Source organism: Paramesorhizobium endophyticum, assembly GCF_014640615.1.
In the GTDB taxonomy this organism is placed as follows: Bacteria; Pseudomonadota; Alphaproteobacteria; order Rhizobiales; family Rhizobiaceae; genus Paramesorhizobium; species Paramesorhizobium endophyticum.
Genome location: NZ_BMHH01000023.1, coordinates 19,583 through 40,939 on the forward strand (window position 1 = coordinate 19,583; position 21,357 = coordinate 40,939).

The window sequence follows — 21,357 nt, forward strand, 5'->3', positions numbered from 1 at the left end:
GTGCGGTTCTCACCGCACCGGACGCGTTACTGAATTGCCCTTATGGTTACCGGACAGGGTAAATATGGCGTTAAGCGAAGCGCTCCCCCGCCATAAAACTTTGACGCCCGGCCAATTAAGGTGTAGCCCGAGGCCCGCAAATCTCTCCCCGCCATTGAACAGGATATCGCAACATGGCCGCACCGGAGCTCATCATTTTCGACTGTGACGGCGTTCTGGTCGATTCGGAAATCATCGCGGCGCGGGTCGAATCCGAGCTCCTGACCGATGCGGGCTACGCCATCGAGCCGGACGAGATCGCCGAGCGATTTTCCGGCCTGACCTGGCCGAGCATATTGCTGCTGGTGGAGCGGGAAGCCGGAATTCCCATTTCCGCCTCGCTGATCGATAAATCCGACCGAATCCTGGATGAGCGGCTGGCGAACGAGGTGGAAGCGGTCGAGGGCATCGCCAAGGTGGTTTCGGCGCTGAAGTTGCCCAAATGTATTTGCTCGAACTCCTCGACCAAGCGGCTTGAACTGATGCTGAAACGAACAGGACTATACGATCTCTTCGCGCCCGACATCTTCGCCGCCGGCGAGGTGGGCACGAAGAAGGGCAAGCCTGCGCCGGACGTGTTCCTTTACGCGGCGGAGAAATTCGGCGTCGATCCGAAGAACGTCATCGTGATCGAGGATTCGGTGCACGGCATCCATGGCGCGCGCGCCGCGGGCATGCGCGTCATCGGCTTCACTGGCGGAGCGCACACCTATCCGGGACACGCCGACCGCCTGACGGAAGCAGGCGCGGAAACAGTGATCAACCGGCACAAGGATTTGCCTGCTGTTATCGAGGCGATGGCGGAGTGGTCGGAGGCGATTTAGTGAGATAGTGAGATAGTGAGATAGTGAGATAGTGAGATAGTGAGATAGTGAACCGTAAGGTAGTGAAGCCGTTTTGCAACTACCTCACTATCTCACTATTCCCTATCTCACTGTTTTTCACGCCGCTGATTTCTTCCTGCTCCTCGGCGGCTCGTTGAGGTGCGCGAGGGTCTCCTCCGCCTGCTCCAGCGAGAGGCCGATCATCAGCTTGGTGCCTATAATGACGGGAACACCGGTGACCGTATCGAAAATGGCCCAGGTGTCAGTCGGTTCGAGAATGCGTTCGTATCGTGGTGTCATGGGCGGCATCCTATATTCGAACCGGTTGATATAATCCTCACACCCACGCTCATTTTTTAATCAAATTTGGTTTAAATATTAAGCGTAAAACTGATCAGCCGACCTTTGTCCCCGGCCTATTTTTCTTGCGCCGCCTTCTCAGCGCGATAATACCGTCCTGCTGTTCCAGCCGCCGGATCAACCTGGCGGCGGGGACGGGGCGGCCGAAATACCATCCCTGCCCCATCACCTGGACGGGCAGGTTGCGGAAATAATCGGCCTGCGCTTCCGTCTCGACGCCTTCGGCGACGATGTCGAGCTTGTGCTTGAGCGCCATGTCGATGATCTGCGGCACGATCGAGACCGTCACCGCATCGGTGCCGACGGTGCGGGTGAAGGCGCGGTCCATCTTCAGGGCATCGACATTGAGCTCGCCCAGATAGGAGAGGCTCGAGTAGCCGGTGCCGAAATCGTCGATATAAACCGAATGGCCGCGCGACCTCAGGCGGGCGATGCCCTCGATGGCGGCGCGGGAGTCGGCGGCAGAGCGCTCGGTCAGCTCAATGCCGATCTGCTGGGGCTCGATATCGGCGTAGTGCAGCCCCTCCTCGATCGCGACAAGGAATTTCGGGTCGTCGAGATCCGAGGCCGTCACATTGATGGTGATGCGGAAATCCCGGTGCAGACGCAGCGTCTCGCCCATTTCCTTGATGACACGGTCTAGCACATAGCGGGTGATGCGCCCGGCCATTCCCCTTTGCTCGGCGATGGCGACGAAGACATCGGGGGGAACGAAATCGCCATTGCTCTGCCATCTTATCAGCGCTTCGGCGGCAACGATCCTGCCATCGGTCACATCGACCACCGGCTGGTAGACGAGGGTCAGCTCCTCGCGCGAAAGAGCCCGGTTGAGCCGGGCCATCAGCGATTGGTCGCGGCGGCGGAAATCGACCCAGCCAAGCCCGGCAAGCGCGCCGAGCGCCGCCCCGAGCATAGTGATGGCGTTGACATAGCTCGTGCTGTCGAGCGCGCCGACACCGGCCCAGACGGCGACGCACAGGCCCGACCGGTCACAGCTGTCGCGGCGGAGCACATCGCCCTTCGATGCCCAGGTGGCGGGACCCGTCGATTGCGGACTGCTTCCATCCTCGTCACCGAACATCTGGCCGAAGCTGCGCGTCTCGAGATTGCCGTAGAAGACGGCGAAATGATAAGGTTCCTGCTTGAACGTGTCGAATGCCCGAGGGTCGATGACGACATCGGTGTTTCCCTTGGCCAGGATCGGAGCCCGGCCGGAGGAAACCGTCAATGGCGAGTCGGGATAAAATTGCGTCCCGTCCGCCAGCACGACGGGCGCGAATTTCGGCATATGCACGTGTTTGCTGGGCGTGCCCAATATCGTGGAGCAGACGACGGCGCCGTTCCTGATACGCCCGATATCCTTTGCATTGCGTGTCTCGAAAAGCATGTTGCGCAGCAGCTGGATTTCAGTATCCGAGCAGAAGGGATAGGGCGACGTGTTGGCGACGTTTATGGCGCCGTTGGCCTCGTTGACGACGGCGATGGCATGGGTCAGGAGCTGGTTCGAATAGGCGGTAAGTTCCGCCTGGTCATGGGACAGGCGCATGCGCGTGCCCAGCAGATGGCCAAGCCCTCCCCCCAGCAATGCAGCCAGAAGCACCACCAGGAAAATGGGGGAAGTCCGGAAAATGGGGCGCAAACGATCGATCACTGAATTCACTGCCTGTCATGGAAAGAAAATTTTGCAACCCTGCCATTCAGGGGCGATAAAAGCTTACAAACATTAGAATTTTAATAAAATTACTTCAGGTATACTCAAAAAATACTTTGATGCGGAAGTATTCATATACCATATGAATTAATGAATGTGGCCAGAGAGAGGCGATCACATTGAAAATTATGGATTTTCATGATTAAAGTTGTCATTCAAAGGTGAATTGCTGCGGTTACTTCCACGTTGAGGCGTGGATTCCTGTGACAAGCACAGGAATGACGCCTGCTTTGCTGTTGGCGACCCGCCACCCGGGCCTCTCCGCTTGGGCAAGAACGGTCCTCGATAGCGCAGAAAATCTCCACCCCGTCATTCCTGTGCTTGTCACAGGAATCCATGCCTCAACAGCCGTGTTACAGCAACGGCGCCAAATGGCATCCAACTTGATCTATCAAAACATGAACGACTCTAAATGGAAACAATGGACCATTCTTTATCGTTACGGCCATGCCGCCGCAGAGGAATGGATCCCAGTGACAAGCACTGGGATGGCGGGTTGCTTTGCTGTCACCAGCCAACCTTCGATCTCTCCGCTTGGCAGAAGCATATCCGGTAGCGGAAAAAACATCACCACCCCGTCATCCCAGTGCTTGTCACTGGGATCCATTCCTCTGCGTCTCCACAACGCGGTCCCGAACGGAATTCAGGCAATTCCATCAAAACAGGAGCCGCATTACTTCGCGTTAGCCGGCCCTTCATCGTAACCGACGAAAACCTGCACGTTTCTTTGGGCGGGAGCCGGGAAGGTGATGCCCTTGTCGTTGAAGATGAACTGGGTTGCCGTCGTGGGATCGGTGACGCTGACCTGATATTTATGCAGCTTCGAATAAAGCACCGCGTCTCCCTGCATCACTGCGACGCGGATCGGCATGGTGATGGTGCCGGCTTTGAAGCGCGGGCCCGGGACGATTTTGCCTGCAGCGGCGACGTCCATGGTGATCGTGCCGGGGCCGTATTGGCAGGCGCGCGTCACATCGGCCATGGAGGCCTGATAGACGATGCGGGACTTGTCCTGCTCGCCGCCTTTTTCATAGGTGTTGAAGAAGGCCGTTCCTTCGCGCAGCACCACGCCGGGGCACCAGGCGCGCAGCTCGGCCTCCGTGATTTTCGGCTCACTGGGCGTTTCCGATCCGCCCTTGGTCGTGCATCCGGCGGCTGCCAGAACCAGCGCCATCGCAAAAACTTGATGGAACGCGGAACGATTGTATGATGCTTTATTCATGAACCGGACTTCCCTGCACTGATGAACCTGTTCTATACCACGCCATGGACCACCGCCAATGGGGCCGCGCGACGGTGTTTTCCCGTTTTTTGCCGCAGAGGGCAAGCCGTCTTGAACCCCGCGCGACCGATCTGCAGGATTTTTTAACAGCATGATCATATTCAAATGTGCGCAACATTTCGGGATAATGCTGTAAAGGGCCAGGATGACATGAAATATGTGAGTACCCGCGGCGAAGCGCCGGTTTTGGGATTTTCCGATGCGCTGCTGGCGGGGCTCGCGCGTGATGGGGGTCTCTATCTTCCCCAGGAGTTCCCGGTCTTCTCGCCGGAGGAAATCCGTTCACTGCGCGGCAAGTCCTACGCCGATATCGCAATACACGTGCTTTCGCCCTTTACCGGCGGCGAGATTCCGCAGGCGGATTTCGAGCGGATGATCCGAGAAGCCTACGCCAGCTTCCGCCATGAGGCCGTCTGCCCGCTTGTGCAGACCGGTGCGAATGAGTTTGTTCTCGAACTCTTCCACGGGCCGACGCTCGCCTTCAAGGATGTGGCGATGCAATTGCTGGCGCGGCTGATGGATCATGTGCTTGCCGAGCGGGGCGAGCGGGCGACCATCGTCGGGGCAACCTCGGGCGATACGGGCGGAGCGGCCATCGAGGCCTTCGCGGGCCGCGACCGGACGGATATCTTCATCCTCTTCCCCCATGGCCGCGTCTCGCCGGTGCAGCAGCGGCAGATGACGAGCTCGACCGCAGCGAATGTCCATGCGCTTTCCATCGAAGGCAATTTCGACGATTGCCAGGCGCTGGTGAAGGGCATGTTCAACGATCTGAAATTCCGCGATGCGCTGTCGCTGTCGGGGGTCAATTCGATCAACTGGGCGCGGATCATGCCGCAGGTGGTGTATTATTTCACCGCCGCGCTGGCGCTGGGCGCGCCGGACCGTCCGGTTTCCTTCACCGTTCCCACCGGTAATTTCGGCGACATCTTCGCCGGTTACGTCGCCAAGCGCATGGGCCTGCCCATAAACCGCCTTGTCGCGGCGACCAATGACAATGATATTCTCTACCGCACGCTGCAATCGGGCGCCTATGAGACGCGCGGCGTCATCCAGACCACCTCGCCTTCGATGGACATCCAGGTTTCCTCCAATTTCGAGCGGCTGCTCTTCGAGGCGCATGGGCGCGACGCGGCGGCAGTGCGCCGGCTGATGGACGGGCTCAAGCAATCGGGCGGCTTCTCCATCGGCGAGGCGGCGCTTGAGCGCATTCGCGCGGAATTCGGCGCGGGCCGCTCCACCATGATCGAGACGGCCAAGACGATCCGCTCCGTGCTTCATGACAGCGGCTACCTGCTCGATCCGCATTCGGCCATCGGCGTCAAGGTTGGGCGCGACCATGCCGGTGATGAGCCCATGGTGGCGCTGGCCACCGCGCATCCGGCCAAATTTCCGCAAGCCGTGGCGGAGGCGAGCGGCGCGACGCCGCAGCTTCCCGCATGGCTTGGCGATCTCATGACGAGAAAAGAGAATTACACGGTGCTTCCCAACGATCTTAAAATCGTGGAAGATCATATCAGCCGCAAATCCAGGGTAGGTTAGAACCACATTGAGACGAATATCCTCTACCAATTTGTTTTTTATCCGCATGAGTCTTATCCGAAAAGTCTGCAACTTTTCGGGATCATGCGTGCGGGAGGGAGTCTAAAAAGCATGGGTGTTGAAGTAAGCCGTCTATCAAACGGGCTGGCCATTGCCACCGAGGCGATGCCGAATGTCGAGAGTGTCGCGCTCGGAATATGGGTCAAGGCCGGTTCCCGCAACGAGGCGAACGACCAGCACGGCATCGCCCATCTCCTCGAGCATATGGCGTTCAAGGGCACCGAAAACCGCACGGCCTGGCAGATCGCGGCTGACATCGAGAATGTGGGAGGCGAGATCAACGCCGCCACCAGCGTCGAGACCACGTCCTATTACGCCCGCGTGCTGCGCAACGACGTGCCGCTGGCCATCGATATTCTCTCCGATATCCTGACCTCCTCCAAATTCGACGCGGACGAGTTGGAACGGGAGAAGCATGTGATCATGCAGGAGATCGGCGCGGCGCATGACACGCCCGACGATATCGTCTTCGACCGCTTCACCGAAACCGCCTTCCGCCACCAGCCGGTGGGCCGCGCCATCCTGGGCGAGCCGGAAACGGTGGAGGCCTTCACGTCAGCCGATTTGCGCACCTATATGGAACAGCAATATAGCGCCGACCGCATGGTGGTGACGGCGGCGGGCGCAATCGACCATGACGATTTCGTCCGCGAGGTGGAGTCGCGGCTGGGCGGCTTCCGTTCGCATTCCACCGGGCCGCTGCCGGACCTGGCGCATTATGTCGGCGGCGATTTCCGCGAGCATCGCGATCTGATGGATGCGCAGGTGCTGATCGGCTTCGAGGGCCGCGCCTATCATGTGCGCGATTTCTACGCCTCGCAGATATTGGCGATGGCTCTCGGCGGCGGCATGTCCTCGCGGCTGTTTCAGGAAGTGCGCGAGAAGCGCGGCCTTTGCTATTCCGTCTATGCCTTCCATTGGGGCTTTTCCGATACCGGCCTCTTCGGCATCCACGCCGCGACGGGGCGCGACGATCTGACCGAACTGGTGCCCGTCATCCTCAACGAGCTACATGAGGCTTCGCAGAATATCAGCGAGGAAGAAGTGAACCGCGCCCGCGCCCAGTACCGCGCCAGTCTTTTGATGTCGCAGGAGAGCGTGGCGAGCCGCGCCGGGCAGATGGCGCGGCAAATCCTGCTCTATGGCCGCCCGGTGACCAATGACGAGCTTCTGGACCGGCTTTCGCACATCACCGCCGAGCGGCTCACCGACCTCGCCGGACGGATGTTCCTCGATACCAAGCCGACCGTCGCCGCCGTGGGCCCGGTGGGAAAACTGATGCATTTCGAGGGCGTGAGCGATGCGCTGTCGACACGGGCGCAGACGCGGAAGATGGCGGTTTAAAGCGCTTGAGATGGAAACGCTGGCGCCAAACACCCCCCTCTGCCCTGCCGGGCATCTCCCCCACAAGGGGGGAGATTGGCTGACACAACTCGCCGCGTCCATTCCACATTGTCTGCGATTGGTACCGAACGGCCATGAAGGCGTAATCTCTCCCCTTGCGGGGGAGATGTCCGGCAGGACAGAGGGGGGTACTGTCCCGCCGACGTTTCCATTCAAACCCAAACTGGTTTAGGGCCTCCGGCCATGATCGCCCTGCCCTTCGCCAGGAGCAGCACTCATTTTTCCTTACGCGGGGCGCGTATCTATCTCCGCGCGCCGCAAGGCGGCGATTACAAGGCATGGGCGGCCTTACGGGCCGAGAGCCGCGAATTCCTCACGCCATGGGAGCCGCGCTGGAGCGAGGACGATCTGGAGCGCGGGGCCTTCCGCCTGCGCATCCGGCGCTATCAGGAAGAAGCGCAGGCGGGAACGGGCTATCCGTTCTTCCTCTTCCGCAATTCCGATAACCGACTCATCGGCGGCATCACGCTGGGCAATATAAGGCGCGGCGTCGGGCAGAACGGCATGATCGGCTATTGGTGCGGCGTACCATTCGCCGGCCAGGGCTACATGAGCGAGGCTCTGGAACTGGTTATCCCCTTTGCATTCGACCAGTTGAGATTGCACCGCCTCGAAGCTGCCTGTATTCCCAATAATAAGCGATCCACAAGGCTTCTCGAAAAAGCCGGATTCCAGAGAGAGGGGCTGTTACGCTCCTATCTCAAGATCAATGGCCTGTGGCAGGACCATGTCCTCTACTCGCTCATCGAAGATGACAGACGCATGATTAGAGGCGCCCGATAGTGTCACGATTCTCTTACAGCCCGCTGAAAATGCTCTCCCGCATTTTTCTGTTCGTGCTGTTTGCCGTCAGCGGCGCCGGTCCGTCGTTTGCGTTCGAGCCCATCAAGATTTCCAAGGAAGACACCGCGCTCGATCTTTCCCGCGCGGTCGAAATCTTCCGGAACCAGGGCGAAAGCTTCCAGGTTTCGACCGCGCCGGGCGCTGACGGCATCGTGCGCCGCATCGAGGTGCAAGCCAATGACAAGCGCAGCCAGGGCGACTGGGCGGTCTTCGCCATCGCCAACCCAACCGACGAGCAGATCGACCGGCTGATCGTCGCGCCACATTTCCGTCTCGTCGGCTCGGGCTTCGTCTGGCCGGATCTCGGCTCGACCCGCATCAATTCCATCACCCCCAGCGAAGGCTTCGCGCTCGACCGGCAGGCGAGCCCGGACGCCGATGTCTTCCGCATCACGCTCAATCCGAACTCGGTGGTGACGCTGGTGGCCGAACTCGGCTCTCCCAACCTGCCGCAGGTCTATCTGTGGGAGCCGGAGGCCTATAAGGACACGATCAACGCCTACACGCTCTATCGCGGCATCATCCTGGGCATTTCAGGCCTTCTGGCGCTGTTCCTGACCATCCTCTTCGTCGTCAAGGGCACATCGCTCTTTCCCGCCACGGCCGCGCTCGCCTGGGCGGTGCTTGCCTATATCTGCGTCGATTTCGGCTTCTGGAACAAGCTGATCGAGATCACGCCCGGCAATGAGCAGATCTGGCGCGCGGGAACGGAAGTGGGCCTTGCGGCGACGCTGGTGATCTTCCTCTTCACCTATCTCAATCTCAACCGCTGGCACGACCATTTCAGCTATGGCGCGCTGACCTGGGTGCTGAGCCTGATGGCGCTGATCGGGGTCGCCTATTTCGACCCGCCGATCGCCTCGGGCATCGCGCGCATCTCCTTCGCGCTCACGGGCGTCGCCGGTGTCGCCATCATCGGCTATCTCGCGGTCAAGGGCTATGACCGGGCGATCATGCTAATCCCCACCTGGATCCTGATCCTGATCTGGATCGCGGGCGCGTGGCTGACCATTTCCGGCCGTCTCGACAATGACATCGTGCAGCCGGCGCTGGGCGGCGGCCTCGTGCTGATCGTGCTGCTCATCGGCTTCACCGTCATGCAGCACGCCTTTGCCGGCGGGGCGCTGCATCACGGGCTCTTCTCCGACATGGAGCGGCAGGCGCTCGCCATCATCGGCTCCGGCGATATCGTCTGGGATTGGGACGTGCCGCGCGACCGGGTGGTGACGACGCCCGACATCGACAATCTGCTCGGCGCGAGCGCCAGCCAGTTGCAGGGGCCGGTGCGCAACTGGCTGCCCGCCATGCACACCGACGACCGCGACCGTTTCCGCTCCACCCTTGACGCCATTCTCGAAAACCGGCGCGGGCGCATTGCGCAGACCTTCCGCCTGCGGGCAAGCGACGGGCATTATCACTGGTTCGCCCTGCGCGCCCGGCCGGTGATCGGCTCGGATGGCGAAATCGTCCGCTGCGTCGGCACGCTCATCAACGTGACCGAGCAGAAGAAGGCGGAGGAGCGGCTGCTGCACGACGCCGTGCATGATAACCTGACCGGGCTGCCGAACCGCGAATTGTTCCTCGACCGGCTGGGCAACGTCATCCATATGGCGCGCAACGAGAGCAAGCTGCGGCCCACCGTCTTCGTCATCGATATCGACCGCTTCAAGCAGGTCAATGACAGCCTTGGCATGTCGGCGGGCGATACGATCCTGCTCACCATTTCGCGCCGCCTGCACCGCCTCTTGAAACCGCAGGATACGCTGTCGCGCCTTGCCTCGGACCAGTTCGGTCTCCTGCTCACCTCCGAAAGCGACCCGGCCCGCATCGCCGCCTTCGCCGAGGCGCTGAAGCAGGCCGTGCGCGCGCCCATCGCCTATGCCAAGCGCGAGATCGTGCTGACCGCCTCCATCGGCCTCATCAGTTGGACGAGCGCAGCGACGAATGCCGAAGACCTCGTCAAGGACGCGGAACTGGCGATGTATCAGGCCAAGCGCTATGGCGGCGACCGGATCGAGCCGTTCCGCCCCGCCTTCCGGGCCATTGGCAGCGACAAATTGCAGATGGAATCGGACCTTCGCCGCGCCATCGAGCGTCAGGAACTCGCCCTCGTCTACCAGCCGATCGTGCGGCTGGACGATGGCAGCATCGCCGGCTTCGAGGCGCTCTTGCGCTGGGAGCATCCACGGCGCGGCGCGGTGCCGCCTTCGGAGTTCATCCCGGTCGCCGAAAGCTCCGGCCTCATCGTCCAACTCGGCCTTTTTGCCATGAGCCAGGCGGCGCAGGATGTATTCAGCTGGCGTGAAAGCTTTCCCGGCATGGACATCTTCGTCTCGGTCAACCTTTCGAGCACGCAGCTGATCCGGCAGGATCTGATCAGCGACGTCCGCTCCGTCCTCTCGCGCACTCATATCGCGCCGGGAAGTCTCAAGCTGGAGCTGACGGAATCGGTGATCATGGAAAACCCCGAGCAGTCCGCGCATGTGCTTTCGGCGATCAAGGACATGGGCGTGGGCCTGTCGCTCGACGATTTCGGCACGGGCTATTCCTCACTCTCCTATCTGACCCGCTTCCCCTTCGACATGATCAAGATCGACCGCTCCTTCGTGCGCAGCGACCAGGCGCAGAAGGCAACGCTGCTGCGCTCCATCGTCTCGATGGCGCACGATCTAGGGCTGGCAGCGGTGGCAGAAGGCGTGGACAACGAAAAAGACGCCCTGCATTTGCGCCAGCTCGGCTGCGAATATGTGCAGAGCTTCATGTTCGGCCAGCCCATGTCCGCCGACGCGGCAAGCCGCCTGCTGAAGGAGCAGCTGGAGCCCGCGGCGGCGTGATGTAGAGCTTGATGCGGTCCACCATGTACCGGAATTATACGCTCCTTGTCGAACATTAAGGAATTCTGTATATTCTTGATATTCTGGCAATTGGAGGCAATCATGCGCGAGTTTGCAGCAGGCGGCCTTACCCGAAACACAGGCGATCTGTTCGAGGCCGCGGCCGTTGCTCCCGTCGCTATCACCAAGCATCGGAAGCCCCGTTATGTGGTCATGTCCATGGAACGCTACGAAGCGCTTATGAAAAGCGCAAATTCGCAAGTCGCTATCGATGTGGCAGACATGCCGGAAGAGCTGGGCAAGCTTTGGGATAAGGGGGTCGAGGACCATTTCCGTGGCCGCTGATTTTCCCAAGGCCGGACAGATCATTGAATATCATTATCTCTGGAAATGGCAGGCGGATCGGGGCGAAACCGAAGGCCGTTAAAAGAGACCGAGTTGCGTCGTTCTGGTGGTGCAAGACCATGCAGGAAACCATTTGCTGTTCATTGCGCCGATAACAAGCAAGGAGCCTGCAACGGGTCGCCAGGCTGTCCTGATCCCGGAGACAGAAGCGCTCAGGGCCAATCTCGACCGTGATTTGCGCCTCTGGGTCATGGTCGACGAGTTGAATGCCGATATTTTGGAAAAGTCCTATACTTTGGAGGATCGTACGCCTCGTGGACAATTCAGCCAGGCATTCACCGACAAGCTCATCCGTGCAGTGACTGACGTACGAGCGGCGGGAATGTTGAGGCTTTCGAAACGGACGTAGCTAAGCGCCGTCACGCATGCCCCACATCATTGACCAGGCGGGACAGATCAATGCCGAGATGGGCGAGCAGACGCTCATATTTGGTGGAGATGTCGCCGTCGAAGAGCAGGTCGCGCGAGGCGGGGCAGGTCAGCCAGCCATTGCCGGCGATTTCGGCTTCCAATTGGCCCGGCGCCCAGCCGGAATAGCCCAGCGCCATCAGCGCCTGCGAAGGGCCGCCATTGCCGGCGATGGCGCGCAGGATATCGACGGTGGCGGTCAGGCAGATATCGTCGGCCACGGGCACGGTGGAATCGACCATGTAATCATCCGAATGGAGCACGAAGCCCCGGCTCTGATCCACCGGCCCGCCATTGCGGACATGAATCTGGCGCATCGCGTCCGGCAGGCTGATCGCCTCTTCTTCGCCGATGACGCCGAGTTGCACCAATAAATCGGAAAAGCGCAGCGACTGGACCTGATTGATGATGAAGCCCATCGCCCCTTCGGTTGAGTGTGCGCAGATATAGACAACCGTACGCGCGAACCGGTCATCCCCCATGCTCGGCATGGCGATGAGGAACTGCCCGTTTAGAAACCCTCTGTTTCCTGGTGTCGTGTTGAGAATATCCATGGAGACAAAGGTAGCAACGGATCGGAAAATGGCAAAGGGATTTCCGCAAACGCGGTTTATTCTTGTTAGCAAATGGCTTGATAATGCCATCGTTCCACGGCAATTTCCGGCGATGAAAAATAGCTTTATCCTCCTCGCTCTCCTGCTCGCAGTCTTCTTTGCGCCAAGCGTCGGCTTTGCCGCCAGTTCTCCCTTCGTGGAGGCGGCGGGCGGCAAGGTGCGGCTGCTCATCGACGTGCCGGAAAAGCCAGAGAAGAGCTTGCGCGGGGCGATCCAGATCGACCTTGCCGATGGCTGGAAAACCTATTGGCGCGACCCGGGCGATGCGGGCGTGCCGCCGCAGTTCGACCTTTCGGCAAGCAGCAATATAGCGGGCAGCGAAATCGCCTTTCCTGCGCCGCAGCGCTTCCCCGATGGGACGACGGGCTACAAGCATTCGGTGCTGCTGCCTGTTAGCTTTGAACTCGATAAGGCGGATGCGCCGACGCGCCTCAAGGGCCATGTATTTCTCGGCCTATGCGAGACGATCTGCATTCCCATGCAGGCGGAGTTCGATCTGCCGGTAAAGCCGGGGGACAAGGATGCGCTGGCGCATACTTTGGTCACCGCCGCCTTCGACCGTCTGCCTCTGCCTGCCTCACCGGAATTCGGCATCCTGCAGGCAACCCGCAAAGATGGGAAGGCGATTTTCGACGTCCGGCTGCCGGATCAGGACGGCCCCGCCGAACTATACATCACCAGCGAAACGCTGGGATTCGCGGCGCCAAAGCTTCAAGGCGAGCGCTTCTCCAGCGAAATTCTCAGTGCTTCCGACAAATGGGCCAAGCCGGCGAAAGTCGAATACACCCTCGTGCAGGGCGACAAGGCCGTTTCAGGCATAGTGGAATTGCCTTGACGGAAAAGAGGCAGGCTATATCTCTAGCCCATCCGATAGTTTCAATGGAGGGTTTCATGACGATCAAGGTTGGCGACCAAATTCCCGAGGCGACGTTCAAGGTCAAGACCGCCGACGGCATCAAGGATATGACCAGCGACGAGCTGTTCAAAGGCAAGAAGGTGGTGCTGTTCGCCGTTCCCGGCGCATTCACGCCGACCTGCAGCTTGAACCATCTGCCGGGCTATCTGGAAAATTACGACGCCATCATCGCCAAGGGCGTGGATACGGTCGCCGTGGTGGCGGTCAACGACCCGTTCGTCATGGGCGCATGGGCGGCGAGCACCGGCGGCGAAGGCAAGATCGTCTATCTCTCCGATGGCAATGCGGCTTTCACCAAGGCCATGGGCCTTGACGCGGACATGTCCGGCGCGGGCTTCGGCACCCGGTCCAAGCGCTATTCGGCGCTGGTTGAGGATGGCGCGGTGAAGGCGCTGAATATCGAGGAGAAGCCGGGACAGGCGGTGACGTCAGGGGCGGCGGAGATGTTGAAGCTGCTATAGTACTGGAAGCGTCGGCGGGACAGTACCCCCCTCTGTCCTGCCGGACATCTCTCCCACAAGGGGGGAGATTGGCTGGGAGCTCCGCTTTCGCCAATCGTCAACATTTCAGAATCGAGCGCCGTCATCGATGCAGGCCAATCTCCCCCCTTGTGGGGGAGATGCCCGGCAGGGCAGAGGGGGGTGTTCAGGCGCCTTCATTCGCCGACAATTCCCCTACCCCACCACCGTCGTAGAAGCCCGCGTCCCGCCCCGCTTGAACGGCTCCATCCCCGCCCGCGCCAGCGCGTCAGCCCTTTCATTCTCCGGATGGCCGGCGTGGCCCTTCACCCAATGCCACGTCACCTTATGCCGCCGGTTGGCTTCATCCAGCGCCTGCCATAGCTCGCCATTCTTCACCGGCTTCTTGTCGGCGGTTTTCCAGCCGTTCTTCTTCCAGCCATGGATCCATTTGGAAATGCCGTCCATGACATATTTGCTGTCGGTATAAAGCTGCACCTCGCAGGGCTCCTTCAGCGAGGAGAGCGCTGATATCGCCGCCATCAGTTCCATGCGATTGTTGGTGGTGTTGGGCTCGCCGCCGGAGAGCTCCCTCTCCTGCCCGTTCCAGCGCAGGACCGCACCCCAGCCGCCCGGTCCCGGATTGCCAGAGCAAGCGCCATCCGTATAAGCTTCCACCGTCTTCATGTGTTCACTCCATTAAAGCATGATCCCGAAAAGTTGCAGACTTTTCGGACAAGTTCATGCGAACTTTAAAGCACCAGACCGTATTCGGCCGGCGAGTTGATCTGGCGGTGGAACCGCATGCGGCGGACATATTCCATCGGGTCCTTCTTGACGACGAAACTGCCATCGGGAACCGTCAGCCAGTCGTAAAGCCGGGTCAGCATGAAGCGCAGCGCCGCGCCGCGCGACAGAATGGGCAGCGCCGCTGCCTCCTCAGGAGAAAGCGGGCGGACGGAATTGTAGCCCTTGAGCAGCGCCGTGCCCTTGGTCAGGTTGAAGGAGAAATCCTTCTCGAAGCACCAGGCATTAAGGCAGACCGCCACATCATAGGCGAGCAGATCGGTCGAGGCGAAATAAAAGTCGATAAGGCCGGAAAGCCGGTCGCCCAGGAAGAAGACATTATCCGGAAAGAGATCGGCATGGATGACGCCTGATGGCAGCGTCGACGGCCAGTTCGCTTCGAGAAAGGCAAGGTCGCTTTCTGCTTCCGCCACCAGCCCCGGCTCCTCCTCGTCGGCGCGGTCCCTCGCCTTCTCCCAGAGCGGACGCCAGCCGGAAACGGAGAGCGCATTCTCCCGCTGCATGGGAAAATCCTGCCCCGCCAGATGCAGCCGCGCCAGCGCCTCGCCGACCGCATGGCAATGGGCGACGGTCGGGCGGCGCATCCACATGCCTTCGAGGAAGGTGACGATGGCGGCGGGCCGTCCGGCAAGCTCGCCGATGACAGCGCCGTCCTTGCGATGCACCGGCAGGGGACAGTCGATGCCGTTTTTCGCCAGATGCTGCATCAGCCCCAGGAAAAACGGAAGGTCGTTCCGGTTCACCCGCTTTTCATAGAGCGTCAGGATAAAGGAGCCCTTGTCCGTGCGCAGCAGATAGTTGGAATTCTCCACGCCCTCGGCAATGCCCTTGTAAGACATGAGGCAGCCGATGTCGTACAGGTCCAGAAATGCGGCGAGTTCGATCTCGTTGATGTCGGTGTAGACGGCCATGGGGATTCCAGTGAGATAGGGAATAGTGAGGTAGTGAGATAGTAAAATAGCCCTACCTCACTATCTCACTGTTCACTACCTCACTACCTCTCCCCATTCACAAACGCCATATCCCGCGGCGTCAGTTCCACATCGCGCAGCTCGCGATTGACGAGAAAATTCTCGGTCTCGATGGCGGTTTCGGCGAGTTCGATCGTCACGTCGTAGCGGTCGGAGAAGGCTTCGATGATCTCATCCACGATGATCTCAGGAGCGGACGCACCGGCGGAGAGGCCGACGACCGAGATGTCGCCGATGCGGTCCCACTCGATATCGGCAGCGCGCTGCACCAGCATGGACTGGCGGGCGCCGGCGCGCTCGGCCACTTCGACGAGGCGCTTGGAATTGGAGGAATTGGGCGCGCCGACGATGAGGAACAGATCACAGCCGGGGGCGGCTTCCTTCACCGCCTCCTGCCGGTTGGTTGTGGCGTAGCAGATCGATTCGGCTGATGGGGCGGTCAGTTCCGGGAAGCGGCGCTGCAACACCGCGATGATGCCCGCCGTATCGTCCACCGAAAGCGTGGTCTGGGTGACAAAGCCGAGCTTCGACGGATCCTCCGGCTGGTAGGCTTCGGCATCGTCAAGCGTTTCGATGAGCGTCACCGAACCCCCGGGGAGCTGGCCCATGGTGCCAATAACCTCGGGATGGCCGGAATGGCCGATGAGGATGACATGGCGGCCAAGGCGCTGGTGGCGCATGGCCTGTTTGTGGACCTTGGAGACGAGCGGGCATGTGGCGTCGAGATAGAACAAATTCTTCGCCATCGCGTCCTCGGGCACGGATTTCGGCACGCCATGGGCGGAGAAGACGACCGGCTGGCCGCGATGCGCCTCCGGGATTTCGTCCAGTTCCTCGACAAAGACAGCTCCACGCGCCTGCAAGCCCTGCACGACATAGCGATTATGCACGATTTCATGGCGCACATAGATCGGCGCGCCATATTTCTTGAGCGCGAGCACCACGATCTGAATCGCCCGGTCCACGCCGGCGCAAAAGCCGCGCGGTCCGCACAGGCGAATGGTCAGGGGGTGTTTGGCGATCATGATTGAACCATTCCATTTTCAGATAGAAACCTTGGCGGGACAGCGCCCCCCTCTGCCCTGCCGGGCATCTCCCCCGCAAGGGGGGAGATTACGCCTTCATCGACGCCGGCATCAACCGCAGAAGTCGAATGAGAGGACCGAAGCTCATATCAGCCAATCTCCCCCCTTGCGGGGGAGATGTCCGGCAGGACAGAGGGGGGCGCTGTCCCGCCGATATTTCCATTCCGCGTGAATGCGTCGCTGTCAACCCCGCCCGTCAGAACGCCGACGCCAGACCCATACGCCAACCACGCCCGCCAGAGCAGCAGCGAGGCCATACCACGTGACTGCATATTGCAGATGGTTGTTGGGCAGGTCGATGATGGTGACACCGCCGACAGGCAACCCGCCCGGATTGGGCGCGGTGTCGGCGTCGATGAAGAAGGGCACCGTCCTTGATGGATCGAGACCCGCCGTCTGCGCCATCGCCGCCCAGTCCTTCCAGTAGAACATGTTCTTCGCCGGGTCATTGTCCGGCACGAGCGAGGACGGCTTCTGCGCCAGCGGATTGCGGGCGAGGCCTGATATCGTCACATCTGCGGCGACTTGGCCCTCCGTTCGCGTGGCGGCGTCCTTGCGGTCATAGGGGACGAAGCCGCGATTGACCAGGACGGCGCGGCCATCGTTTATTTCGAGCGGCGTATAGACATAGAAACCCGACTGCCCATGATGGGTGGCGAAGAAGTGCCGCTCGCCCTGGTGCTGAAACCGGCCCGTCACCGTCACCGGCCAATATTCGACATCGCCGGTTTTGGCGTAGAGCGCTTCGATTTCGGCCAGCGGGCGGGGCACAGATGCGACGCGCTCGGCGATGGTCGCCAGCAGCGCTTCCTTCCATTTGAGCCGCTCCACCTGCCATGTACCGAGCGCGATGAGCACGCAGAAGGCGGTGAGGCTCAAGGCGGCGACCAGCCAGGGAAACCGCCCTACCCTTTTTCCGGCGACCGCGGTCATTGGTCGAGACGGCCTTCCGCCGCCTTGTTGCGGTATTGCAGGGTGATGAGAATGCCCTTGATGCAGCGCAGAAGGGCGAGGCTAAGAATGATAGCCAGCGGCACCCAGAGCAGGAAATGCAGCCAGAGCGGCGGGTTCCACGTCACTTCCATCCACAGCGCCAGGCCAACCACGACGAAGCCGATGATGAGGATGACGAAAGCCGCCGGGCCGTCGCCCGAATCGGCGAAGGAATAGTCTAGGCCGCAATGATCGCATTGCTTGGCGGTTGACAGATAGCCATCGAACAGCCGCCCCTCCCCGCAGCGCGGGCAACGCCCGAGGATGCCGGCGCGGATGGGCTCGACGGGTAGATGGGCGTTCGGCATCGCTGCAATCCTTCTTTTCACGTCTTAAGCGGACACGCTGTCCCGCGACGTGTCCAATCGAACGAAACACAAAAGGCGGCCATGTCGCCACAGCCGCCTTTTTCCTGGATTACCGAACCGATCAGCCCTCGACCATCGGAGCGCCCCAGCCGCCCCAGACATAGATGGCGAAGAAGAGGAACAGCCAGACGACGTCGACGAAATGCCAATACCAGGCCGCCGCCTCGAAGCCGAAATGGTTCTTCGGGGTGAAGTCGCCGCGAATGGCGCGGATGAGGCAGACGGCGAGGAAGATCGTGCCGACGACGACGTGGAAGCCGTGGAAGCCGGTGGCCATGAAGAAGGTCGCGCCGTAGATCGAATTCTTGAACTCGAAAGGCGCGTGCATGTATTCATAAGCCTGCACGCAGGAGAAGAACAAGCCCAGCGCAACGGTCAGGGCGAGGCCCCAGATCAGGCCCTTGCGGTCATTGTGCAGAAGCGAATGGTGCGCCCAGGTGACCGTCGTGCCCGACAGCAGCAGGATGACGGTGTTGTAGAGCGGCAGGTGCAGCGGGTCGAGCACCTCGATGCCCTTCGGAGGCCAGACGCCGCCGGTGAAAGCGGCGCGGGCGACCTGATGCACCTCGTTCGGGAACAGGCTCGCATCGAAGAACGCCCAGAACCAGGCGGCGAAGAACATCACCTCCGAGGCGATGAACATGATCATGCCATAGCGCAGGTGCAGCGCGACGACGCGGGTGTGGTGCCCCTCGCGGCCCTCGCGGATGACCGCCGCCCACCAGCCATACATGGTGTAGAGCACGAGGATGAGGCCGATGATGAACAGCCACGGGCCAACGAAATTGATGCCGAACAGGTGCAGGTCGCTCTGATTCAGCCAGCGCATATAGCCAATGCCGCCCAGCGCCAGCACGAACGAGCCGACCGAGCTCAGGAACGGCCACGGACTTGGTTCGATGATGTGGTAATCGTGATTCTTCTGGTGGACGTCAGCCATTTCAATCCCCAAGGTTCATCTTATCCCCCGCTCCGCCGAGGCGAAGCCGGCTCTCTCATTTACCTAACGCCAGTCCGGACGGAAAACCGCTTCACACTTTTCCTGGACTGGCTCTTACCTAACGCCAGTCCGGACGGAAAACCGCTTCACACTTTTCCTGGACTGGCTCTTACCTAACGCCAGTCCGGACGGAAAACCGCTTCACACTTTTCCTGGACTGGCTCTTACTTAACGCCAGTCCTTTCCCGGACCAGCTTTTATAGTTTCCCATTCCCGCCCCCAGCGCTCTGGGCCACCGGCTGCGGCTTGTCGATGGGGAAGAACGTATAGGACAGCGTGATCGTCCGGATGTCCTTCAAGTCCGGATCGTTGACGATGTCAGGATCGACGAAGAACACCACCGGCATGTCCATGTCCTCGCCGGGCTGCAACGTCGTATCGGTGAAGCAGAAGCACTGCACCTTGTTGAAATAGGCCCCGGCGCGCTCCGGCGTCACGTTGAAGGTGGCGCGGCCGGATGTCGGCTGCCCGGCGACATTACGGCCCTCATAGCTGATCTGCTTCGTCTCGCCGATGCGCAGCGTCACTTGCCGCTCTTTCGGCTTGAAGTTCCAGGGCAGCGAGCCGGAGGTGTTGGCGTCGAAGCGGACATTGATGGTGCGGTCGAGGATAACGTCCGACATTTGCTCGACCCGCTGCGTCGTGCCGCCATAGCCCGTCACCTGGCAGAACAGCCGGTAGAGCGGCACGGAGGCATAGGCGAGCCCGACCATCGACGAAAAGAGTGCGACACAGGCGATGGCCACCTTGCGGTTGGAACGTTGGGTGCTGTCCGACCGGACTGCGGGTGATGCATCGGTCATGGGATCACCTGAAACGCTGGCGGGACAGTACCCCCCTCTGCCCTGCCGGGCATCTCCCCCACAAGGGGGGAGATTACGCCTTCATAGACGCTCGGCACCAATCGCAGAGGTCGCAAAGTAGAGATGGAGGGCGATGTCAGCCAATCTCCCCCCTTGTGGGGGAGATGTCCGGCAGGCCAGAGGGGGGTGATCAGCGCTTCCATCAAAACACCATCCCTACATCGGCCTTACGAACACATTCGCGCCCAGTTTGGCAAACGTCCCCACATAGACCAGCACCACGAACAGCGCGAGCGCGATGGCAATCGCGAGCGAACGGCTGCGCTGGGCTTTCTTCTGCTTGTCGGTGAGGCTGATGGTCTCGAGCTGGTTCGGCATTTCCGTCATCCTCATGCACCCATCCAATGCGCGGCGTTCATCACGATGGTCTCACCGAGGAGAACCGCGAACAGGCCGAAGAGATAAAGAAGCGAGAAGCCGAAAAGTTTCTTCGCCGATTTCAACGCCAGCTCGGGCGAAGGCGCGCGCCAGAGACGGAAGGCATAGGCAAAAAAGGTGACGCCCAGCAGCGCTGACACGACGCCATAGACCGGCCCGGCGAAGCCCATGGCCCAAGGCAGCACGCCGACCGGGGCGACGAGAAGCGTATAAAGCAGGATCTGCAGCTTGGTGGACGCCTCGCCGCGCACATTCGGCATCATCGGGATGCGGGCGGCGGCGTAGTCATTGGTGGTGAAGAGCGACAGCGCCCAGAAATGCGGCGGCGTCCACAGGAAGATGATCATGAAGAGCGTCAGGCTTTCCCAGCTCACCTGCCCGGTGGCGGCGGCCCAGCCGATCATGGGCGGGAATGCGCCCGCCGCGCCGCCGATGACGATGTTCTGCGGCGTCGAGCGCTTCAGCCACATCGTGTAGACGACGGCATAGAAGAAGATGGTGAAAGCAAGCAGCGCGGCGGCAAGCCAGTTGACGAAGAGGCCCAGCGTCACGACCGAGAAGGCCGAGAGGATGAGGCCGAAGACGAGCACTTCCTCACGCGAGATGACGCCCGCCGGAATCGGACGGTTGCGGGTGCGCTTCATCACCGCGTCGATATCCGCGTCATACCACATGTTGAGCGCGCCCGACGCGCCCGCGCCGACCGCGATGCAGAGGATCGCGATGGTGCCGAGCACCGGGTTCACATGAGCAGGCGCAAGCATGAGCCCCACCAGCCCGGTGAAGACGACAAGCGACATGACCCGCGGCTTCAACAGGGCGAGGTAATCACGGGCAGACGCCTCGGAAAGGCGGGCGCCGTTTTCGCCGGTCTGGTTTTGCTCGATGAGTGCCATTCTACTTCAACTTGCCTTACGTTTTCTTCGCCCCACCGTGATTGCCCCTCACCCTTACCGTTCGTCGCTCAAAAAGCCAAATCATTGGCTTTTTGTCCCGCTACGCGGGCCGCTCCTCAACCCCGTGAAGGACGGGGAGAGGGGGGCGTCATCGTTATCGCTCCTTTCGCCTCACCCTGCACCTGGCAGGAGGAGAAGCGTGGAACGTTCCTGTCCCCCTCTCCCCTCCCCGCGTGCGGGGAGAGGGTAAGGGTGAGGGGCAATTGCGCCGTTTGCAATCGCCCGACTCCGACCTC

General features: G+C 60.8%; 22 protein-coding genes. 9 read left to right on the forward strand and 13 right to left on the reverse strand.

Annotation, left to right across the window (positions count from 1 at the left end):
- Window positions 1-173 precede the first annotated feature (173 nt).
- Window positions 174-863, forward strand: coding sequence for an HAD family hydrolase (locus tag IEX53_RS19945; RefSeq protein WP_188825939.1), 690 nt, complete (start codon window positions 174-176; stop codon window positions 861-863).
- Between the two features lie 117 nt (window positions 864-980).
- On the opposite strand, the gene IEX53_RS19950 is transcribed toward IEX53_RS19945, so the two are convergent.
- The 3 genes from IEX53_RS19950 to IEX53_RS19960 all read right to left on the reverse strand — a co-directional run bounded on the left by IEX53_RS19950 (window position 981) and on the right by IEX53_RS19960 (window position 4,156).
- Window positions 981-1,163, reverse strand: coding sequence for a hypothetical protein (locus IEX53_RS19950; protein ID WP_188825940.1), 183 nt, complete (start codon window positions 1,161-1,163; stop codon window positions 981-983).
- A gap of 94 nt (window positions 1,164-1,257) precedes the next feature.
- A complete protein-coding gene (locus IEX53_RS19955; protein WP_188825941.1) occupies window positions 1,258-2,874 on the reverse strand; it encodes an EAL domain-containing protein in 1,617 nt (538 codons plus the stop codon).
- A 733-nt stretch (window positions 2,875-3,607) separates the two neighbouring features.
- Window positions 3,608-4,156, reverse strand: a complete 549-nt coding sequence (locus IEX53_RS19960; RefSeq protein WP_188825942.1) for a hypothetical protein — start codon at window positions 4,154-4,156, stop codon at window positions 3,608-3,610.
- Window positions 4,157-4,366: 210 nt separating this feature from the next.
- Between IEX53_RS19960 and thrC the strand changes: the two genes are divergently transcribed.
- The 6 genes from thrC to IEX53_RS19990 all read left to right on the forward strand — a co-directional run bounded on the left by thrC (window position 4,367) and on the right by IEX53_RS19990 (window position 11,653).
- Complete coding sequence (gene thrC / locus IEX53_RS19965; protein WP_188825943.1) at window positions 4,367-5,758, forward strand: threonine synthase; 1,392 nt, start codon at window positions 4,367-4,369, stop codon at window positions 5,756-5,758.
- 111 nt (window positions 5,759-5,869) lie between these two features.
- Window positions 5,870-7,162 (forward strand): M16 family metallopeptidase, encoded by a 1,293-nt coding sequence (locus tag IEX53_RS19970; RefSeq protein WP_188825944.1) that lies wholly within the window; start codon window positions 5,870-5,872, stop codon window positions 7,160-7,162.
- 243 nt (window positions 7,163-7,405) lie between these two features.
- Window positions 7,406-8,005, forward strand: coding sequence for a GNAT family N-acetyltransferase (locus IEX53_RS19975; protein WP_188825945.1), 600 nt, complete (start codon window positions 7,406-7,408; stop codon window positions 8,003-8,005).
- A gap of 29 nt (window positions 8,006-8,034) precedes the next feature.
- Window positions 8,035-10,899 carry a putative bifunctional diguanylate cyclase/phosphodiesterase gene (locus IEX53_RS19980; RefSeq protein ID WP_188825978.1) on the forward strand — a complete coding sequence of 955 codons (2,865 nt, stop codon included), beginning with the start codon at window positions 8,035-8,037 and terminating at the stop codon, window positions 10,897-10,899.
- 102 nt (window positions 10,900-11,001) lie between these two features.
- The gene (locus IEX53_RS19985) at window positions 11,002-11,244 is read left to right on the forward strand and encodes a type II toxin-antitoxin system Phd/YefM family antitoxin (RefSeq protein ID WP_188825946.1); all 243 of its coding nucleotides are present in this window, start codon (window positions 11,002-11,004) and stop codon (window positions 11,242-11,244) included.
- A 133-nt stretch (window positions 11,245-11,377) separates the two neighbouring features.
- Window positions 11,378-11,653: a hypothetical protein gene (locus IEX53_RS19990; protein WP_210311674.1), complete on the forward strand. Its 276-nt coding sequence runs from the start codon at window positions 11,378-11,380 to the stop codon at window positions 11,651-11,653.
- Window positions 11,654-11,663: 10 nt separating this feature from the next.
- Here IEX53_RS19990 and IEX53_RS19995 read toward each other — a convergent pair whose 3' ends face one another.
- A complete protein-coding gene (locus tag IEX53_RS19995) occupies window positions 11,664-12,266 on the reverse strand; it encodes a YqgE/AlgH family protein (RefSeq protein ID WP_188825947.1) in 603 nt (200 codons plus the stop codon).
- A 112-nt stretch (window positions 12,267-12,378) separates the two neighbouring features.
- Between IEX53_RS19995 and IEX53_RS20000 the strand changes: the two genes are divergently transcribed.
- Both IEX53_RS20000 and IEX53_RS20005 read left to right on the forward strand, forming a co-directional pair.
- Window positions 12,379-13,161, forward strand: a complete 783-nt coding sequence (locus IEX53_RS20000) for a protein-disulfide reductase DsbD domain-containing protein (protein WP_188825948.1) — start codon at window positions 12,379-12,381, stop codon at window positions 13,159-13,161.
- 56 nt (window positions 13,162-13,217) lie between these two features.
- The gene (locus IEX53_RS20005; RefSeq protein WP_188825949.1) at window positions 13,218-13,703 is read left to right on the forward strand and encodes a peroxiredoxin; all 486 of its coding nucleotides are present in this window, start codon (window positions 13,218-13,220) and stop codon (window positions 13,701-13,703) included.
- 213 nt (window positions 13,704-13,916) lie between these two features.
- Here IEX53_RS20005 and rnhA read toward each other — a convergent pair whose 3' ends face one another.
- From rnhA to IEX53_RS20050, 9 genes are all read right to left on the reverse strand, one after another.
- Complete coding sequence (rnhA, locus tag IEX53_RS20010; protein WP_188825950.1) at window positions 13,917-14,387, reverse strand: ribonuclease HI; 471 nt, start codon at window positions 14,385-14,387, stop codon at window positions 13,917-13,919.
- Between the two features lie 65 nt (window positions 14,388-14,452).
- Window positions 14,453-15,418, reverse strand: a complete 966-nt coding sequence (locus IEX53_RS20015) for a homoserine kinase (RefSeq protein ID WP_188825951.1) — start codon at window positions 15,416-15,418, stop codon at window positions 14,453-14,455.
- A gap of 83 nt (window positions 15,419-15,501) precedes the next feature.
- Window positions 15,502-16,503 carry a 4-hydroxy-3-methylbut-2-enyl diphosphate reductase gene (gene ispH / locus IEX53_RS20020; protein ID WP_188825952.1) on the reverse strand — a complete coding sequence of 334 codons (1,002 nt, stop codon included), beginning with the start codon at window positions 16,501-16,503 and terminating at the stop codon, window positions 15,502-15,504.
- Window positions 16,504-16,746: 243 nt separating this feature from the next.
- On the reverse strand, window positions 16,747-17,496 hold the full coding sequence (locus IEX53_RS20025; protein WP_188825953.1) for an SURF1 family protein: 750 nt from the start codon (window positions 17,494-17,496) through the stop codon (window positions 16,747-16,749).
- Window positions 17,493-17,864, reverse strand: a complete 372-nt coding sequence (locus IEX53_RS20030) for a DUF983 domain-containing protein (protein WP_188825954.1) — start codon at window positions 17,862-17,864, stop codon at window positions 17,493-17,495. The genes IEX53_RS20025 and IEX53_RS20030 overlap by 4 nt, the downstream gene beginning before the upstream one ends.
- A gap of 121 nt (window positions 17,865-17,985) precedes the next feature.
- Window positions 17,986-18,864: a cytochrome c oxidase subunit 3 gene (locus tag IEX53_RS20035; protein ID WP_188825955.1), complete on the reverse strand. Its 879-nt coding sequence runs from the start codon at window positions 18,862-18,864 to the stop codon at window positions 17,986-17,988.
- A gap of 257 nt (window positions 18,865-19,121) precedes the next feature.
- The gene (locus IEX53_RS20040) at window positions 19,122-19,727 is read right to left on the reverse strand and encodes a cytochrome c oxidase assembly protein (protein WP_188825956.1); all 606 of its coding nucleotides are present in this window, start codon (window positions 19,725-19,727) and stop codon (window positions 19,122-19,124) included.
- A gap of 216 nt (window positions 19,728-19,943) precedes the next feature.
- Entirely contained in the window at window positions 19,944-20,114 is a 171-nt protein-coding gene (locus IEX53_RS20045; protein ID WP_505815850.1) for a cytochrome c oxidase system small membrane protein, read from the reverse strand.
- Between the two features lie 2 nt (window positions 20,115-20,116).
- Window positions 20,117-21,061: a heme o synthase gene (locus IEX53_RS20050; RefSeq protein WP_188825957.1), complete on the reverse strand. Its 945-nt coding sequence runs from the start codon at window positions 21,059-21,061 to the stop codon at window positions 20,117-20,119.
- Between the last annotated feature and the right edge of the window lie 296 nt (window positions 21,062-21,357).

What these genes read in the sequence shown, in the direction of transcription:
- IEX53_RS19945 (WP_188825939.1), top strand. Translation starts at nt 174, where the DNA reads ATGGCCGCACCGGAGCTCATCATTTTCGACTGTGACGGCGTTCTGGTC.
- IEX53_RS19950 (WP_188825940.1), bottom strand. Translation starts at nt 1,163, where the DNA reads ATGACACCACGATACGAACGCATTCTCGAACCGACTGACACCTGGGCC.
- IEX53_RS19960 (WP_188825942.1), bottom strand. Translation starts at nt 4,156, where the DNA reads ATGAATAAAGCATCATACAATCGTTCCGCGTTCCATCAAGTTTTTGCG.
- thrC (WP_188825943.1), top strand. Translation starts at nt 4,367, where the DNA reads ATGAAATATGTGAGTACCCGCGGCGAAGCGCCGGTTTTGGGATTTTCC.
- IEX53_RS19970 (WP_188825944.1), top strand. Translation starts at nt 5,870, where the DNA reads ATGGGTGTTGAAGTAAGCCGTCTATCAAACGGGCTGGCCATTGCCACC.
- IEX53_RS19975 (WP_188825945.1), top strand. Translation starts at nt 7,406, where the DNA reads ATGATCGCCCTGCCCTTCGCCAGGAGCAGCACTCATTTTTCCTTACGC.
- IEX53_RS19980 (WP_188825978.1), top strand. Translation starts at nt 8,035, where the DNA reads ATGCTCTCCCGCATTTTTCTGTTCGTGCTGTTTGCCGTCAGCGGCGCC.
- IEX53_RS19985 (WP_188825946.1), top strand. Translation starts at nt 11,002, where the DNA reads ATGCGCGAGTTTGCAGCAGGCGGCCTTACCCGAAACACAGGCGATCTG.
- IEX53_RS19995 (WP_188825947.1), bottom strand. Translation starts at nt 12,266, where the DNA reads ATGGATATTCTCAACACGACACCAGGAAACAGAGGGTTTCTAAACGGG.
- IEX53_RS20000 (WP_188825948.1), top strand. Translation starts at nt 12,379, where the DNA reads ATGAAAAATAGCTTTATCCTCCTCGCTCTCCTGCTCGCAGTCTTCTTT.
- IEX53_RS20005 (WP_188825949.1), top strand. Translation starts at nt 13,218, where the DNA reads ATGACGATCAAGGTTGGCGACCAAATTCCCGAGGCGACGTTCAAGGTC.
- rnhA (WP_188825950.1), bottom strand. Translation starts at nt 14,387, where the DNA reads ATGAAGACGGTGGAAGCTTATACGGATGGCGCTTGCTCTGGCAATCCG.
- IEX53_RS20015 (WP_188825951.1), bottom strand. Translation starts at nt 15,418, where the DNA reads ATGGCCGTCTACACCGACATCAACGAGATCGAACTCGCCGCATTTCTG.
- ispH (WP_188825952.1), bottom strand. Translation starts at nt 16,503, where the DNA reads ATGATCGCCAAACACCCCCTGACCATTCGCCTGTGCGGACCGCGCGGC.
- IEX53_RS20025 (WP_188825953.1), bottom strand. Translation starts at nt 17,496, where the DNA reads ATGACCGCGGTCGCCGGAAAAAGGGTAGGGCGGTTTCCCTGGCTGGTC.
- IEX53_RS20030 (WP_188825954.1), bottom strand. Translation starts at nt 17,864, where the DNA reads ATGCCGAACGCCCATCTACCCGTCGAGCCCATCCGCGCCGGCATCCTC.
- IEX53_RS20035 (WP_188825955.1), bottom strand. Translation starts at nt 18,864, where the DNA reads ATGGCTGACGTCCACCAGAAGAATCACGATTACCACATCATCGAACCA.
- IEX53_RS20040 (WP_188825956.1), bottom strand. Translation starts at nt 19,727, where the DNA reads ATGACCGATGCATCACCCGCAGTCCGGTCGGACAGCACCCAACGTTCC.
- IEX53_RS20045 (WP_505815850.1), bottom strand. Translation starts at nt 20,114, where the DNA reads ATGACGGAAATGCCGAACCAGCTCGAGACCATCAGCCTCACCGACAAG.
- IEX53_RS20050 (WP_188825957.1), bottom strand. Translation starts at nt 21,061, where the DNA reads ATGGCACTCATCGAGCAAAACCAGACCGGCGAAAACGGCGCCCGCCTT.